Annotated in this window: 15 protein-coding genes and 1 riboswitch; of the genes, 3 read left to right on the top strand and 12 right to left on the bottom strand. The window is 53.9% G+C overall.

Annotation, left to right across the window (positions count from 1 at the left end; genetic code table 11):
- Window positions 1-202 precede the first annotated feature (202 nt).
- The 4 genes from QT231_RS19100 to fabV all read right to left on the bottom strand — a co-directional run bounded on the left by QT231_RS19100 (window position 203) and on the right by fabV (window position 3,113).
- Window positions 203-997 (bottom strand): PRC-barrel domain-containing protein, encoded by a 795-nt coding sequence (locus QT231_RS19100; protein ID WP_308338416.1) that lies wholly within the window; start codon window positions 995-997, stop codon window positions 203-205.
- Between the two features lie 184 nt (window positions 998-1,181).
- A complete protein-coding gene (locus QT231_RS19095) occupies window positions 1,182-1,436 on the bottom strand; it encodes a hypothetical protein (protein WP_308338415.1) in 255 nt (84 codons plus the stop codon).
- Window positions 1,437-1,630: 194 nt separating this feature from the next.
- Window positions 1,631-1,846: a hypothetical protein gene (locus tag QT231_RS19090; protein ID WP_308338414.1), complete on the bottom strand. Its 216-nt coding sequence runs from the start codon at window positions 1,844-1,846 to the stop codon at window positions 1,631-1,633.
- Window positions 1,847-1,901: 55 nt separating this feature from the next.
- Window positions 1,902-3,113: an enoyl-ACP reductase FabV gene (gene fabV, locus QT231_RS19085; protein WP_308338413.1), complete on the bottom strand. Its 1,212-nt coding sequence runs from the start codon at window positions 3,111-3,113 to the stop codon at window positions 1,902-1,904.
- 292 nt (window positions 3,114-3,405) lie between these two features.
- Here fabV and QT231_RS19080 point away from each other — a divergent pair, with 292 nt between their 5' ends.
- Window positions 3,406-3,792 (top strand): hypothetical protein, encoded by a 387-nt coding sequence (locus QT231_RS19080; RefSeq protein ID WP_308338412.1) that lies wholly within the window; start codon window positions 3,406-3,408, stop codon window positions 3,790-3,792.
- Between the two features lie 18 nt (window positions 3,793-3,810).
- Here the strand turns inward: QT231_RS19080 and QT231_RS19075 are convergent, their stop codons facing one another.
- Together QT231_RS19075 and QT231_RS19070 are read right to left on the bottom strand one after the other, a co-directional pair.
- On the bottom strand, window positions 3,811-4,302 hold the full coding sequence (locus QT231_RS19075; RefSeq protein WP_308338411.1) for a glutathione peroxidase: 492 nt from the start codon (window positions 4,300-4,302) through the stop codon (window positions 3,811-3,813).
- A gap of 58 nt (window positions 4,303-4,360) precedes the next feature.
- Window positions 4,361-4,978, bottom strand: coding sequence for a LysE family translocator (locus tag QT231_RS19070; RefSeq protein WP_308338410.1), 618 nt, complete (start codon window positions 4,976-4,978; stop codon window positions 4,361-4,363).
- A gap of 210 nt (window positions 4,979-5,188) precedes the next feature.
- Between QT231_RS19070 and QT231_RS19065 the strand changes: the two genes are divergently transcribed.
- Window positions 5,189-5,923 carry a YebC/PmpR family DNA-binding transcriptional regulator gene (locus tag QT231_RS19065; RefSeq protein ID WP_308338409.1) on the top strand — a complete coding sequence of 245 codons (735 nt, stop codon included), beginning with the start codon at window positions 5,189-5,191 and terminating at the stop codon, window positions 5,921-5,923.
- A 6-nt stretch (window positions 5,924-5,929) separates the two neighbouring features.
- Here the strand turns inward: QT231_RS19065 and QT231_RS19060 are convergent, their stop codons facing one another.
- Both QT231_RS19060 and QT231_RS19055 read right to left on the bottom strand, forming a co-directional pair.
- The gene (locus tag QT231_RS19060) at window positions 5,930-6,766 is read right to left on the bottom strand and encodes a mechanosensitive ion channel domain-containing protein (protein ID WP_308338408.1); all 837 of its coding nucleotides are present in this window, start codon (window positions 6,764-6,766) and stop codon (window positions 5,930-5,932) included.
- A gap of 41 nt (window positions 6,767-6,807) precedes the next feature.
- Complete coding sequence (locus QT231_RS19055; RefSeq protein ID WP_308338407.1) at window positions 6,808-7,971, bottom strand: hypothetical protein; 1,164 nt, start codon at window positions 7,969-7,971, stop codon at window positions 6,808-6,810.
- A 172-nt stretch (window positions 7,972-8,143) separates the two neighbouring features.
- Here QT231_RS19055 and QT231_RS19050 point away from each other — a divergent pair, with 172 nt between their 5' ends.
- Window positions 8,144-8,410 (top strand): hypothetical protein, encoded by a 267-nt coding sequence (locus QT231_RS19050; RefSeq protein ID WP_022522484.1) that lies wholly within the window; start codon window positions 8,144-8,146, stop codon window positions 8,408-8,410.
- Window positions 8,411-8,462: 52 nt separating this feature from the next.
- Here QT231_RS19050 and QT231_RS19045 read toward each other — a convergent pair whose 3' ends face one another.
- The 4 genes from QT231_RS19045 to QT231_RS19030 all read right to left on the bottom strand — a co-directional run bounded on the left by QT231_RS19045 (window position 8,463) and on the right by QT231_RS19030 (window position 13,187).
- On the bottom strand, window positions 8,463-9,014 hold the full coding sequence (locus tag QT231_RS19045; protein ID WP_308338406.1) for an NUDIX domain-containing protein: 552 nt from the start codon (window positions 9,012-9,014) through the stop codon (window positions 8,463-8,465).
- Window positions 9,015-9,109: 95 nt separating this feature from the next.
- Complete coding sequence (locus QT231_RS19040; protein ID WP_308338405.1) at window positions 9,110-10,117, bottom strand: NAD(P)-dependent alcohol dehydrogenase; 1,008 nt, start codon at window positions 10,115-10,117, stop codon at window positions 9,110-9,112.
- A 44-nt stretch (window positions 10,118-10,161) separates the two neighbouring features.
- Complete coding sequence (locus QT231_RS19035; protein ID WP_308338404.1) at window positions 10,162-12,057, bottom strand: ABC transporter ATP-binding protein; 1,896 nt, start codon at window positions 12,055-12,057, stop codon at window positions 10,162-10,164.
- Between the two features lie 86 nt (window positions 12,058-12,143).
- The gene (locus QT231_RS19030; RefSeq protein WP_308338403.1) at window positions 12,144-13,187 is read right to left on the bottom strand and encodes an AbrB family transcriptional regulator; all 1,044 of its coding nucleotides are present in this window, start codon (window positions 13,185-13,187) and stop codon (window positions 12,144-12,146) included.
- A 231-nt stretch (window positions 13,188-13,418) separates the two neighbouring features.
- Window positions 13,419-13,588, top strand: a riboswitch (FMN riboswitch).
- Window positions 13,589-13,659 lie beyond the last annotated feature (71 nt).

Here is a 13,659-nt window from a genome sequence, read left to right as displayed (position 1 = left end):
TGCCGTCGGCTAGCACTTCCCCTTGCCGGGCGTGCAGGGGACTTTCACCCCCAAGTCATCCTGAGGCACCACCCCCAGGAACAGCGCCAGTCAAGGCGCTGCGCGCCATGCCTGGCGCACTATAAAAGGGCAAGGCGTGCCCGCCTTGCCCTAATTCAATCATGCCAGTTACTGCCCAATATAAAGGCGGCTCTATTATTGCTTACTGCTGCTGCGCCTCAGATAGCGAGAGGTCACTGTCTACTTCGCTATACTCATCTTCTTGATAGTCGTTAGACGAGTCTTCGATTTCATTACTGCCATAAGCGGTGCTCACAACGAGCTGATCATCTTCAAACTGCATATCTTTAAGGGGCAGAGCAATATCAGTTGCGCCAAAGCCCCAAAAACCGCCGACTGAAACGATAGCAAACAAGTCGCCAGACGCATCATGCTTAGCGATATGCTGAACTTCGCCGATCTCTTCACCTTCCTGGTTAGTGACGGTGCGTCCTTCCAAGTCACTGGCCTGTTGGGACATCAGTGAGTTGGCTTGGTTATTTTGCTCGGCCTGATTATTTTGTTCAGCCTGGTCGCTCTGCTGGCCGTTCTGCTGACGCTCCTGCTCGTCTTTTTCATCCTGATTGATATTGACCTGAGCATCGTCTGCTTCCTTCACCGTCACTTCTGGCTCGCCAGTTTGCTTAACGGTGACATTCGGCTCGGCTTCTTCAACAGTTACATTCGGCTCGGGCTGCTCAATAGTCACTTCAGGTTCGGATTGCTCGACCGTAACGTCAGGAGTCTCTTGCTTTACTTCAACCTCAGCAGGCTTTTGCTCAACGTTTATATCCCTGGTTTCGTCACCACTACGCTGCTCTTCCTCATTTATCTCTTGCTGCTGGATCGTTTGGTTGTTGCGGTCAGCGTCATTCTGGTTCTCTTCCTGAGCAAGAATGCTAGCTGAAAAGCCTGCGCTGACCATACCAATGGCAACCGCTAATGCTGTCCGTTTCATACAATCTCTCCTTGTGTTGGTTTACACATAAAAAGCTAGCACACCGAAACGCGCCCTATCAAAGTTAAAACAAACATCACCCAAAACATTAATAAATATTAATCATTTAATTAAAAACCACTTATTTAAGGAAAGACTCTATTAACTTATTTCAATAACTACCACTGCCAAAATAGCCATTACATCAATTTGGAAAGCGTTTCCCAGCCTGCTCATCCGACGCATCATAATCCTGAGTGGAATCAGGATCAGAATTAAGCTCTTGGGCTGTTTTGGCTTCAAAGCGACGTGCGGCTTCAATGGCTTGAGGCTCACTGTCATGTTGGGAGATTTCCTCAGGCGCACCAATATCAGTGACATCCACCACTTTCCATCCTGAAGCAATAAGCTTATTCCCTTGCTTTTTAAGCATTGGCTCCACGCGCGCTACTCTTGTCATACCCCCTCCTGCCTGATAGACGTGAATTTTTATAATGCCTTACTTTCTTAGCAGAACTTTCACCCTTTAACGATCTTATACGTAAACTTTAACAATGGTTGATATTAACAAGACCTCTTTCTGCTTCTATGCATAGACGCCAAAACAAAATTGCCGGGCGCAAGGCCCGGCAAAAAAGGGAGCATGGTTAAGCACTAGTTACCCCGATTAATAATGCCTAACACGACAATACTGACCACAATCACGCCGAGAATAATTACCACCAGCGGGAGCAGCTTGTATAACCCTTCTGGTCGCTTCTTGGCTTCCGGCTGTAGATGCGGTTTTGAGGTTTCATAATCCTCTGGTATCCGCTCATTGATAATATGCTGCTTCTCTTCTTCCGGAGTTTTGCTTTCCCTAGTATCCATAAACACCTCCAGCGTTCCGGTCGAATTGGGCGGCGAAGCCGCCCCAGTGAATGGCTTACAGATTTACGACATCAAACGTAACCTCTGGATTGACGTCGGCATCGTAATCAACATCGTCACGTTCGAAACCAAACAGTTTCAAGAATTCGTGCTTATAACCAGCATAGTCGGTAATTTCGAATAAGTTTTCAGTGGTCACTTCCGGCCAAAGATCCTGACACGCTTTCTGAACGTCATCGCGCAACTCCCAGTCATCCAAGCGCAGGCGTCCAACTTCATCGGTGGTGAACTCGCCGCGTAGCCCCTCGGCCGAGTAGAGCTGCTCACCGAATAGACGGTTCAACTGATCGATCGTGCCTTCGTGCAGGCCCTGCTCTTTCATGATGCGGTAAACCATAGCGATATATAGCGGCATCACCGGTATAGCGGCACTCGCCTGGGTGACCACCGACTTGAGCACTGCCACATTGGCACCGCCACCGCTTTGTTTCAATTTGGCATCGATAGCCGCTGCGGCGCGGTCAAGGTCTTCCTTGGCTTTACCCAGCGCACCGTGCCAGTAAATCGGCCAGGTGATTTCGGTACCGATATAGCTGAACGCCACGCTGCGCGCACCTTTGGCCAGCACACCGGCCTGGTCAAGCGCGTCCATCCATAGTTCCCAATCTTCGCCGCCCATCACGGTGATGGTGTCGTCGATTTCCTGCTGGGTAGCCGGCTCCACTTCCGCTTCGATGATTGCGTCTTTATTGGTATCAATGGCGGTGGCGCGGTAGGTTTCGCCAATTGGCTTTAGGCTAGAGCGCTTCAGTTCACCGCTATCCGGCAGCTTGCGCACAGGAGACGCCAGGGAGTAGACCACTAGATCAATCTCGCCCATATCTTGCTTAATCAGCTCTATGGCTTTTTCCCGCGCTTCATGGGAGAAGGCATCGCCATTGATCGACTTGCTATATAGCCCTTCCTGCTTAGCAAACTTGTCAAAGGCGGCGCTGTTGTACCAACCCGCGGTGCCCGGCTTCTTATCGGTGGCGGGCTTTTCAAAGAACACACCCAGGGTGTCGGCTCCGTAGCCAAACGCCGCAGTAATCCGGGCGGCCAAGCCGTAGCCACTTGAAGCCCCAATGACGAGCACTTTTTTTGGGCCAGCCTGCTTATCCAAACCGCGAGCACGGGTCGCTTCAATCTGTTCGCGAACGTTCTGCTCGCAGCCAATAGGATGAGTAGTGGTACAAATAAAGCCGCGCACTTTGGGTTTAATAATCACATCGAACCTCGTTATCGGATTGATTTCGCTTTTGACATCATAACCAGCGACATCGTTTTGCCATAGTCTGTGCCAAAGTTTTTGACATGGCAGTGCCATGACTCATGTGGGGGTATTCTAGCGGTCTAGCTGCGCCCTGTCCGCTATTGAGCTATTGTCTGCTGAGCTATTAATCTCCCTTGAGCTAATGACGCTTTCGCGTCACGATAGCCGCCTAGATACGTATGTAGACACTTAATTGTAGATACTGATGTCGGTGCTTATGTCAGCAACGACTTACCAAGAGGCGATCATGAATGCACAGCAGCTGGTAGATGAACGCGGCGATCTTTGGTTAGCGCTAGCCCCGCTGTGGTTGGATCGTGAGCCCAGCGAGCGCGATTACGCTCGGATGGTCGAGGTCATAGAGCGCTATGATATGACCCTTAACGAGCTAGAGTGGATGTTTCGCCTTGAAATGGCGCCGGTGATGTCCCGCTATCAGCTCTCAATTGCCAGCGAGTGGCGCCAGTTCAGCGACCGTAAACTGATGCAGCAGTTGGTTAACCACAACATGCGTTTGAAAGGATGGCGACGCAAAAGCTGGGCACTGTTTTCCGGCTTAACAACCATGATGGTGCGTCATCGCTGGAATGCACTTATGAGCCGAGTGGCCGTTACCCGGGGCGAAAAAGTCTAGAGGAGAAAAGCCTCAACGCTATGGATAGCTTTGATCCAGGGCCTCTTCCAATGCCAGGCGTAGCGGGCGCCCGTGGTCGCGCGGCCCAAAGCGGGCAACCACCTTGCCATCACGGCCCACCAGAAATTTGGTAAAATTCCACTTGATCAGTTGTGTACCCAGCACGCCAGGCGCCTCACGCTTGAGGTGGACAAACAGTGGATGGGCGTCACTGCCATTGACCTTAACTTTCTCCAGTAACGGGAAGCTGACCCCAAACTGCTTTTCGCCAAATTGACAAAACGCTTGGGCGCTTTCCGGCGACTGACGGCCAAACTGGTTACACGGGAAACCAAGCACGGTGAAGCCCCGATCTCGGTAGCGCTGAAAAAGGGTTTCGAGTTCTCTTAACTGCGGGGTAAAACCACACTGGCTGGCAACGTTAACCACCAGCAGCACTTGGCCACGCAGCGCACGTAAGTTAAACGGCAGCCCTTGGTGGGTATAGCAGTCATTGTCATAAATTTGCATCACTCAGCCCCACATAACCCCAAACGGCATAGGTATCACCATGCCACGGCTAGCCTTTTTACACCAGCGGTCCGGCGACCACACGTAGTGCCAGCGCGATTAATAGTACCCCGGTAATGCGGTTAATCCAGTGGGCACGCTGTTGCAGCCAAGGCAGAATCCGTGAGTGGGAAAGCACCATCGCGACCAGCACGTACCAGCCCCCATCAATTATCATCGCCGTTAATACAATGATCGCTTTGGCCACCCCGCTCATATCCGGGGTCACAAATTGGCTCAGCAGCGCGACAAAAAACAGGATCAACTTCGGGTTGCCTAATGCCACCAGTACGCCCTCTTTGGCGGCCTGGCTCCGATTAGTGACAACAGCACTGGGCTCTAAAGCACCAGCTCTGCCGGCGCGCAGCGCCTTAATCCCTAACCATGCCAGGTAAGCCGCGCCAAACCAGGTAATCAATTGAAACAGCAGTGGAAAACCAGCAATCAAGGCGCCTAGGCCCCAAACAGTGAGTAGCGCATAAAAGCCCACACCAAAAGCGTGGAAGATCGCGGCCGTCACCCCGGTAAAGCGACCGCCGCCTAACGTATGGCGCAACACCAGTGCCAAACTTGGGCCCGGCGACATAGCGCCCATGGCACAAATCGCAGCGAGTGATAGCCAGAGTGTCAATGGCATGCCTGTTTCTCCTTGAAGAGTTGATATCACCGTGTGGGGACTGGCGGCCAGTATACGCTAAGCCAAGCAGCGCTTCGGAGAGCGTCTTAAATAACGCTGTTAGCATGGTACGCTGTTGGGTAAAATTTACTCTTTTCACTCTTTGACTCTTTTGAAAACACCCGCCCTGGCGCTCACTGCTGGGGCGTATAGCAAACATAGGACGGCAACATGGGTAGGGCTTTTCAGAACCGTAAGGAATCCATGGCCAAAACGGCCGATGCAAAGACTAAGGTCTACAGCAAATATGGACGTGAGATTTACGTTTGCGCTAAAGCGGGCGGCACCGACCCCAATGGTAACCTGGCGCTGCGCGGTTTAATGGAGCGAGCCAAGAAAGATCAGGTACCTTCTCACGTTATTGATAAAGCGCTCGATAAGGCCAGCGGCGCCGGTGGCGAAGATTTCTCCCCCGCGCGTTACGAAGGCTTCGGGCCCAGTAATGTGATGGTGATTGTCGACTGCCTTACCGACAACCCCAACCGCACCTTTGGCGATGTGCGCGGCTGCTTCACCAAAACCAAGAGCAAAATCGGCACCCCCGGTAGCGTCAGCCACATGTTTGACCACTGCGCCATCTTCTCCTTCACCGGAAGCGATGAAGACGCTGTGCTTGAGGCATTAATGGAAGCCGATGTGGATGTCACCGACATTGAGCAGGAAGGTGAGCGGATCACCGTTTTTGCCCCGCATACCGACTACGCCAAAGCCAAACAGGCGCTGCTGGATGCATTCGGTGAGATTGACTTTGAAGCTGACGAAATCCAGTTTCTACCGCAAACCACCACCCCGGTTGAAGGCGACGACGTGGCGATGTTCGAAAAATTCCTAGCCATGCTCAACGAGCTGGACGACGTACAAAACGTCTACCACAGCGGTGAGCTACCTGAGTCGACTGACGCTTAAGATCCGTTAGTAAGAAGCGTCTGCTGCGTTGCGCGCATCCAGGGCGGCATCCGGTGGCAACATCGCTGATTGTACGCCTGCGGCATTCAGCACTGTTTTACCGCGTACGGTTAGGTCGGTAATAAACAGAAACTGCTGGCGCGGATCCACCGGATAAGCGCGTATGCGGTAGTGGGTGCCCCAGGGTTTCTCTTCGGCCACCACAATGATCGGCTTATCGAACTTCAGATAGGCGCTGGTCAGCGCCACATCGCGCAGCGCTTTACGTACCCAGCCTGCTTCGTGCTCGGGGTGAAGATAAAAACTCGCCACGCACTGCAGGCTGGTGCCGCCGTTATTGGCGTTATAAATGGCGTGATCCCACAACTTTAAGTGCGGTACGGCGACCAAATCATCATCGGGTGTCTGAATGTCTACCGTGCGCAAACCGACGTGCTTAACCTCGCCGTAGGTGCCTTCAATATTGACCCAGTCCCCAGGGCGATAGGGCAACTCAATCGCCGAAACAACGCCTGCAATCAGGCTGCTTACATAGTCCTTCATGGCAAAACCGATGGCTAAGCCCAGCGCTCCCAGCAGCGTGACCATATTGCGTAGCGATGGCTCGATAATTATCGGTACGATGATGGCAAGCGCGGTAATCAAAATCAGTAACCGCGTCAACGGCACCAGGGCAAAAATGCGAAAACGTACTTGCCCATGCAGTCGATTGCCGAGCCAGCTCAGCCCACGCTGGCTGACAATAATCAGCACGACGGTTGATAGCAGCACAACCCCTAAGGTAATCAGCGCTTGGCTATCGATATCGTTAAACAGTCGTGCGTACTTCTGTTGCTCTTCCATGGGTGCCCTCCGCGGGCCTGTCGCTTTTTTAGCAGGGAGTCTTAGAGGGGATCGACCAAATAATTACGCGACTCCAATAACTGGCGAACGCTCGCGTAGCTTAACGGTGCTATCTGCCAACGCCCTTCGCAGCTTGTAACAATCCCTTTGCGCTGCAAAGCTAACCGTGCATTAAGCGCTTCATGGTGGGAGAAAGGCAACAACTGCCCGAGTGAGTGGTCATCCAGCCCGCCATGAATCAAAAGTGCATGCAGTACCAGCGTGGCGACATCCCCCGTGTCGGGGGGGAGCTCCGCCTCGGCGAGAGCATCTGCCAGCCATAATGCCTTCTCATCGTCTGACAATGGTTCGCGTAGACGCTCCCGCCAGTAGTGCCAAGCAATGCCTATATGACCACGGCAGTGAGCGGCTAAACGCTGAAGTTCTTTATTTTCGCCTTTAGGTGGGGCTTTCTTATTTGCTGCACTGCCTTCCGTTTTCGCGAGCACCTGATTGCCGGTTCGTGTGCTGTAGACTTGCGGAGGCGCTCCTGTGTGGGTCGCAATGTCTGCAAAATAGCGGGACAGCTGCTCGCCCTCCATCGATTGAAGGGTAAACACCGGCGCCCCATCGATACCGATCACCTCTTGTAGGTAGGCATACGCCCAGCTGTCGCAGCCAATCACACCCTGCCCCAAGCGACCACTTAACGCGCGTTCAAGAAACTCACGAACACCCTGAATACCCTGGGTGTGGCGTAAAAAGTAACGCTCTAATGCGGGAACGGCCCATTCTCGTTGACTTGCACATCGCTCGATCCACTGGGTGTCCCCTTCGGCGAGTTCGCTAAGCGTGGGTGATGGCAGACAGGCAAAGCGGTGCGCTTCCGCCCACTGGCTAACCACAGCGACATGGCCGCTGTGCGGCGGGGTAATAAAAAACGCAACCGGCGCTTTCTGGTCGTTTAGCTGCTGCGCCAAAGCCTTTGCTGCGGGCGCCCAATCGATGGGCGGCACTAAATGCGCGAGTTTAACCTCGGGAAGCGCACGCAGTTCATTTTCTTCCTTTACCTGTTGTTCAGCGCTGTTTTTGCCCATCAGCCACGTCGAAGCCGAACGCAACGAGCGTCGCCACTGGCTCGCCTGAGTCTGCTCAGGGGTAGTAAATTGCTCAAGCTCAACGACCGCCCATAATGGCGTATCGGCCGATGATGGTTGCTCCCCCATGACTCTGTCCCTATGGCTAACGTTAAGCACTCACTTTAGCACGGCGCACCCAGCTGCTAACCTCAAAGACGAACTTATGGTCTAAGATAAAGTCTTTACAGACAGTAGTTAGCGCACTTAACGGACTATTTTTTATTGCGAAAGCAATAGCAGAAGCTAAAAGGAGAAAGCGATGAGTGTTGTCCACGTTAGCGAAGCAGAGCTACACGCCAAGCTTGAGAAGTGTATTGCCGGTGAACGGCTGCTGATTGAGCATGAAGGCAATCGCTTTAGCGCCAGAATCCAGCACGTTGGGCTGATGGGCGTGAAGGTGATACCTGAAACCGAGATTAAGAACAGCCATCGCACACCGGGTGACGTTGAAGGCGTCATGGTGCCCTACGATGAGATACTGGAGCTTGAAGTGAAAGGCGTGGTCTACAGCCGCTTGCCAGATTAGTCGACACGACTGACCTTCCAACCCTTTTTCTGTACTTCAACTGACTTCTCACCTACGCAGGCACTTGCGGGCTTTTCAGCAGTGCCTTCGCCACATGCTCAAGCACCAGGGTTTCCCGATGAATAGAGATTCCCATTTTGCTAGGGCGACGGCGAATCACGCCACGGTTGTGCGCCAGCGCCTCTTCAAGACTGACCCAACCGGCAGACATGCCGTTGGCGACTTCGTAATCCTCAAAGCGCGTATCACCTAGTGTCTGGCCGATCTGGCAACGAAACCAATGGGACGTTTGATACATCACATCCCAGTCTTTTTTGAAGGTGGGCGCATATTCGGTCACATAGCCGAAGTGGGAAACAATTTCGATTTGATTAGCGCCCGTCTCTTCATGCAGTTCACGATGCAGCCCCGCCTCAGGACTTTCGCCCGGATCAATACCGCCACCAGGAAAGCTAAAATCATCGTAGCGCTCGGTGTAGAGCAGCAAGATTTTATCGTCACGGGTGACGATAGCTCTGGCCGCCTCACGCTTTAAGACCCTCATCTGCTCGACTTCCAGCGGCTGGGCTAATGATTCATGCACTAAGTGGGCTAAACGCTGCATAGGGTACCTTGCGTTAATTAATGGCTAGACGGAAAAGCGGCCATTCTACGCGAATGGCCGCTTAGCGTCAGGCTACTTACTGCATGAATAGCTTACTACATGGTCAGGCAGATCTTGCCGAAGTGCTGGCCGGATTCCTGATGGCGGAAAGCGTCAGCAATTTCTGCGAGCGGGAATTCGCGATCAATAATCGGATGCATGTCGAAGGTTTCCAGCGCGCGGATCATCTCGATCTGCTGGCGACGACTACCCACAATCAAGCCCTTCAAGTTCGCCTGTTTGGCCATTAGCTTGGCCGTCGGCAATTCGCCTTCGCGGCCCGTGAGGATACCAATCAAGGCGATATGGCCACCGATTTTTATTGCATCAAAGGATTGTGGCAACGTACCAGGGCCACCCACTTCGACGATATGATCAACGCCTTCGCCGTTGGTCAGCTCTTTTACCCGCTTACCCCAATCAGGCGTCTCTTTGTAGTTGATGGTGTGCTCAGCGCCCATCTCGCGCAGCCGCGCCAGTTTTTCATTCGACGATGAGGTAGCGATTACCCGCGCGCCCATCAGGCGGGCAAACTGCAGGGCAAAAATCGATACCCCACCGGTGCCCAACACCAGCACGCTATCCCCTGCTTTGATACCGCCATCGACGACGAGTGCGCGCCAAGCGGTTAAACCAGCGGTGGTTAACGTAGCGGACTCTGCGTGGCTATAACCCTTAGGCTGATGAGTAAACCACTCGACTGGGCGCACAACCTGCTCACGAGCGTAGCCATCCACGCCGTCGCCCGGCGTAGTGCGAAAATCGCCCACGCGGGCCGGGCCTTCCAGCCAGTGCGGGAAGAAGGTTGAGACCACATGGTCGCCAACGGCGAACTCGCTAACACCTTCCCCGACCGCTTCAACCACCCCCGCGCCGTCAGACATGGGAATGCGGTTTTGCTCTGTCGGAATCATTCCGGCAACCACGGCGTAGTCGTGGAAATTCAAAGAACTGGCATGCAGGCGTACTTTAATTTCGCCAGGGCCGGGCTCGCCTGGGGCCGCTAGCTCTACGACCTCTAGCTTGTCTAAACCGCCGGGCTCTCGCAGCTGAATGGCTTGCATCACTACCTCCTATTAAACGTGTGTCGTTAAAAACGACTGGTCTATTATGAGATGAGGGCGTTATCTTCGAGATCAAGGTCGTGACCTAAAAATCCTCCCGACTGTCGCTGCCATAGGCTGGCATAAATGCCGTTATGTGCAAGCAGCTCCTGATGCGTGCCGCTTTCCACCATGCGCCCCTCATCCACTACTATCAGCCGGTCGAGCATAGCAATGGTCGAAAGACGATGGGCAATGGCGATGACCGTTTTGCCTTCCATCAGTGTATCCAGCTGCTCTTGAATAGCCGCTTCGACCTCAGAGTCAAGCGCCGAGGTCGCCTCATCCAAAACCAGAATCGGCGCATTTTTGAGCAGCACACGAGCAATGGCGATCCGCTGGCGCTGGCCGCCTGACAGCTTAACGCCACGCTCGCCTACATGAGCATCCAACCCACGACGCCCCTTCGGGTCGACCAAATCATTGATAAAGGTATCCGCATGGGCGCGGCACACTGCGTTCCAAACGTCCTCGTCACTGGCGTGGGGGCTACCGTAACGGATATTGTCGCGTAGCGAGCGGTGCAGCAGCGAAGTGTCCTGGGTGACCATCCCTATTTGATGGCGCAAGGACGTTTGAGTCACTTCGGCAATATTCTGCCCATCAATCAAAATCCGCCCGCCCTGCAAGTCATAAAAACGCAGCAGCAGATTGGCGAGGGTGGATTTACCCGCGCCTGAACGGCCGATCAAACCGATCTTTTCGCCGGGCTTAATGGTCAGACTTAGCCCATCAAAAACGTTTTTACTCTCGCCTTTCGCCTGTTCGTATTGAAAGCGCAGCGCGTCAAACACAATTTCGCCCTTGGGTACCTGAAGCGCTTTAGCATTGGGGGCATCGTTGATGGTTGGCTTCTGGGCGATGGTATTCATGCCATCCTGGACGGTGCCGATATTCTCAAACAGCCCGGCGACTTCCCATAAGATCCAGTCAGACATAAAGCGAATACGCATTACCAGCGCGATGGCGATCGCCAGCACGCCCAAGGAGATCGCTTCGGTGTACCAGGCGCTGATCGCCATGGCTGCAGTACCCACCAATAGCGCCGTGTTCAGCAGCGTTAACCCCACACTCATGATCGTCACCAAGCGCATCTGGCGGTGAACGGTGACCATAAAGCCTTCCATAGCGTCTTTAGCGTAGCGCTGTTCCCGCTCGGTATCGGCAAACAGCTTGATGGTTTGGATATTGCTATAGCTGTCCACCACCCGGCCGGTCATCTGGGCGCGGGCATCCGCCTGGGCCATGGAGACATCGCGCAGGCGCGGTACGAAGTAGCGCATAATCGCCAGATAACCCACTAACCACAGCCCTAGCGGGATCAGCAGCAACAGATCCGCCCGGCCCAGCAGGTAGGCCGCGCCGGTGAAGTAGACGATGGCGTAAACCAGCAGATCCATCACCTTGGTAACGGTCTCGCGGATCGCCAGCGCTGTTTGCATCACCTTTTGCGACACCCGCCCGGCAAATTCGTCCTGATAGAATGCCAGGCTCTGGCTAAGCATATGACGGTGGGATAGCCAGCGGCCAATCATCGGGTAGTTACCGAAAATGCTTTGGTGGGTGACCAGGGACTGCAACAGCACCAAGAGCGGCAAGCCGATTAGCAGGAGTAGCCCAAGACCTGCTAGCCATAGGCCGTTTTCAGCCCAAAAACTTGCCCGCTCAACGTTGCCTAGCCAATCGACCAGCTGGCCCATGTAGCTAAAAAACACCACCTCAGCCGCCGACACCAGCGCTGTGAACAGCGTCATAAGCAGCAACAGCGGCAGCATTGGTCGGGAAAAGTGGACGATAAACGGCATCAAGCCCTTGGGCGGCGTTTTAACATCGCCTTCCGGGTAGGGGTTAACCCGCGTTTCGAAGTAACGAAATAACGGCTGTAAAACACGCGATAGCATGAGAGTTCCTTACGTTACTGGCGTTGGTATTGACGGTCTTTGCTTTGTTATACGTGAGTGTGGAGAGTGTAGATGTCGCTAAAATGTCATGAAGAATGCGAGTGACGCAGCAGCCAACGCGCCCAGAACGGTGCAATAATCATCAGAGTCACCATACGCAGTAGGTGATGAAAAGCGACAAATACCGGGTCGATGTTTAACGCCACAGCCAAAATTGCCATCTCGCCAATGCCGCCCGGTGCCAGCGCCAGCAGTGCTACATCGCGCCCTACCCCTAGCAGTTGGTGAATCAGCTCAGCAAATAGCGCCAGTACCAGCAACGCTAATAGTGTCGCCACGCCCGACTGCCATAAATAGCGCCCAAAAAGCTGTCGCGTCATGCCCTGAAAGCGCGAACCGATAGCACTGCCCAGCACCCATAACATCAAATTCATGCCCCACTCCGGCAGAGCGAGACTGGCAATATCAACACCGGATAATAGAGCAGCGACTAGCAGCGGTGCCAGCAGGGCGGGGCTGGGAATACGCAGCCAGCGACCGAGCGGCAATAGCAGCGGGATCAACAGCAGCATCCAGCCATGCTCCAAGCCACTGTGCACAGGGCCAATGCCTTCGCCACCCCCCTCATAGGCCCAGAATAGCGGCGGTAAAAAAAGAATCACTAAAATGATGCGTAGCGACTGCGCCACCGCAATGCGCTGCGGGTCGCCGCCACACTTTTCTCCCAGCAGGATCATCGCCGTCATCGCGCCAGGCGAGGCGCCGAACCAGGCGCTAACCGGGTCAAACCCGCAGCGCCGATACCAGGCAGCAGCTACGGTGGTGGAAGCGGCCACTCCTAGTAGCAACAGCGCCGCCGATATCGGCCAATCCAGTACCCGGTGCGCCAACTGCGGCGTCACTTGGCTACCCAGCACCAGGCCCATGACCGCTAAGAAGGTATTGCGAAGCGGCTCGGGTACCGAGACCTTAACGCCTTGTGAAGAGACTAGCAGGTTAGCTATTAAGGGGCCCAGCATCCAAGCGAGAGGTAGTCCAGTCAGCTGAAACAGTGTACCGCCCACGGCGCCAACGATTAGCGACACTGTCAGCGCTTTAGCGCTCCCTGCACTCAATATGATGCCCTTCACACCGACTCCCTATATCTCACCACTCAGCCCCATTGAGATAATAATTAACCTGCTAAGAGCATCGTAGTCTACCACTGAACCAACGCCTTGGGCTTAATGGTGGCTGAAGCGGGTCGCTTCTATTGTTGGGATCGGCTTTCAGCCGTTATCCTGAAACTTAGCTTTTCCTGTTACGCTAACGGTATCCGTCAGTCCATCAGCCAGCGTATAATAGCCACCGCCATTAATGGCGAACTTTCTCAGGGCGGGGTGCAAGTCCCCACCGGTGGTGATGCCATATCTTTATGGATACGGACAAGCCCACGAGCGCTCAGCCAAAGGGTGTAACCTAACGGTTGAGGACAGCAGATTCGGTGAGATTCCGAAGCCGACGGTAATAGTCCGGATAAAAGAGAAGGTTTCCTAGTGATATTACCCGTAGTGTTCTAACGCATACGGGTACTGTGCTATTGGATGCCTCATGCCCTGGTTC

Source organism: Halomonas sp. SpR1 (assembly GCF_031010175.1).
Taxonomy (GTDB): domain Bacteria; phylum Pseudomonadota; class Gammaproteobacteria; order Pseudomonadales; family Halomonadaceae; genus Vreelandella.
This window is presented reverse-complemented; position numbering and strand designations above follow the sequence as displayed.

Coding starts and splice junctions, on each gene's coding strand:
- QT231_RS19100 (WP_308338416.1), bottom strand. CDS start 997: ATGAAACGGACAGCATTAGCGGTTGCCATTGGTATGGTCAGCGCAGGC.
- QT231_RS19095 (WP_308338415.1), bottom strand. CDS start 1,436: ATGACAAGAGTAGCGCGCGTGGAGCCAATGCTTAAAAAGCAAGGGAAT.
- QT231_RS19090 (WP_308338414.1), bottom strand. CDS start 1,846: ATGGATACTAGGGAAAGCAAAACTCCGGAAGAAGAGAAGCAGCATATT.
- QT231_RS19080 (WP_308338412.1), top strand. CDS start 3,406: ATGAATGCACAGCAGCTGGTAGATGAACGCGGCGATCTTTGGTTAGCG.
- QT231_RS19075 (WP_308338411.1), bottom strand. CDS start 4,302: ATGCAAATTTATGACAATGACTGCTATACCCACCAAGGGCTGCCGTTT.
- QT231_RS19070 (WP_308338410.1), bottom strand. CDS start 4,978: ATGCCATTGACACTCTGGCTATCACTCGCTGCGATTTGTGCCATGGGC.
- QT231_RS19065 (WP_308338409.1), top strand. CDS start 5,189: ATGGGTAGGGCTTTTCAGAACCGTAAGGAATCCATGGCCAAAACGGCC.
- QT231_RS19060 (WP_308338408.1), bottom strand. CDS start 6,766: ATGGAAGAGCAACAGAAGTACGCACGACTGTTTAACGATATCGATAGC.
- QT231_RS19055 (WP_308338407.1), bottom strand. CDS start 7,971: ATGGGGGAGCAACCATCATCGGCCGATACGCCATTATGGGCGGTCGTT.
- QT231_RS19050 (WP_022522484.1), top strand. CDS start 8,144: ATGAGTGTTGTCCACGTTAGCGAAGCAGAGCTACACGCCAAGCTTGAG.
- QT231_RS19045 (WP_308338406.1), bottom strand. CDS start 9,014: ATGCAGCGTTTAGCCCACTTAGTGCATGAATCATTAGCCCAGCCGCTG.
- QT231_RS19040 (WP_308338405.1), bottom strand. CDS start 10,117: ATGCAAGCCATTCAGCTGCGAGAGCCCGGCGGTTTAGACAAGCTAGAG.
- QT231_RS19035 (WP_308338404.1), bottom strand. CDS start 12,057: ATGCTATCGCGTGTTTTACAGCCGTTATTTCGTTACTTCGAAACGCGG.